This window comes from Pyrinomonas sp. (assembly GCF_040289685.1).
Taxonomy (GTDB): domain Bacteria; phylum Acidobacteriota; class Blastocatellia; order Pyrinomonadales; family Pyrinomonadaceae; genus Pyrinomonas.
On sequence record NZ_PSLQ01000120.1, the window covers coordinates 981 to 2415 of the forward strand.

Annotated in this window: 1 protein-coding gene; it reads left to right on the forward strand. The window is 59.9% G+C overall.

Going from position 1 to position 1435, the window contains the following annotated elements:
• On the forward strand, positions 1 to 1378 hold a 1378-nt coding region (locus C4334_RS14505; protein WP_352432804.1), incomplete at its 5' end, for a VWA domain-containing protein.
• Positions 1379 to 1435 lie beyond the last annotated feature (57 nt).

The window sequence follows — 1435 nt, forward strand, 5'->3', positions numbered from 1 at the left end:
TGGGCGTCTTGCCGGTCGCAAGGCCATCGTCTTCTTCTCGGAGGGCGTGGCGATTCCGCCTGCTGTCGAAGCCGAATTTCGCTCCGTCATCGGCAACGCCAATCGCGCCAACGTCAGCATCTATGCGGTGGACGCTGCCGGCCTTCGCATCGAAAGCACCACTGCTGAAACGCAACGCGAACTGCAAGCGCTCGGCGCGCGCCGCATCAATCAAGCCTCCACCGGACGCGAAGACACCTCAGGCCAACCGATGACACGCCTTCTCGAACGCAACGAGGATCTGCTGCGCTTCGACCCTCATACTGGATTGAGTCAATTAGCCGATTCAACCGGTGGGCGGCTCATCTCCGGCACCAACGACATCGGCGCGCGCTTGCGTGAAGTCGATCAAGACCTGCACGCTTACTACGTGTTGACTTATGTGCCAAAGAACACCGACTACGACGGAAAGTTTCGGCAGATCGCCGTTAAACTGAATCGCTCCGACCTCGAAGTGCAAACGCGCCGAGGTTATTATGCGATCAACGCAGCGATCGCTTCGCCCGTGCTCGCATACGAAGCTCCGGCCTTGGCGCTTTTAAGCGGCGCGCATCGCAGCAACGCCTTTCCGCTTCACCTCGGCGGGTTCAACTTCCCGGAAAAGGATCGTCCCGGCATGGTGTCGGTGGTGGTCGAGATCCCGCCAGAAGCGATCACTTACGCGACCAATGCGGAGAAGAAGACCTATCAAACAGACTTCGTTGTCCTCGCGCTCATCAAAGACGAATCTTTGCGCGTCGTGCGCAAATTGAGCAATCAATACGTATTGACCGGACCTATGGAAAGACTCGACCGCGCTAAACGCGGTGAGATCCTCTTCTACCGCGAAGCGGAGCTGCCGCCGGGACGTTACACGATCAGCGTTGCAGCTTACGACGCCCTTTCGGGTCGCGCCAGCGTCGAAAGCGCCGAAGTGGAAGTCGTCGATCAATCCGCCGACCTGCCGCGCTTGAGCAGTCTCGTCATCCTCAAACGAGCCGAGCGCCTTCCACCTCAATCCAACGGGCGCAAAACGCCGTTCCATTACGGCGAGGTGGTCCTTTACCCGAACCTGAACGAACCGTTGAGCAAAAACGCGACCAAACAACTCGCTTTCTTTCTGACGGCCTACGCTCCACCCAACGGAGCCGGGCCGAAATTGCTCGTCGAAGTGTTGCGGAGCGGGCACCCGATCGGACGCGCCGCAGTGGAACTGCCAGCGCCCGATGCCCAAGGACGCATTCAATACGCCTCGGCGATCCCAGTCGAAAAGCTCGCCCCGGGCGAATACGAGCTGCGCGCAACGCTTGTCGCCGCAGCGACCCGAGTCAGCCGCACGGCGCGCTTCGAATTGCGCTGACACTAATGGGGGACACGCTGTGTCCGTCAAAGGCAGTAGTGGGGATGTGGCGAGTGG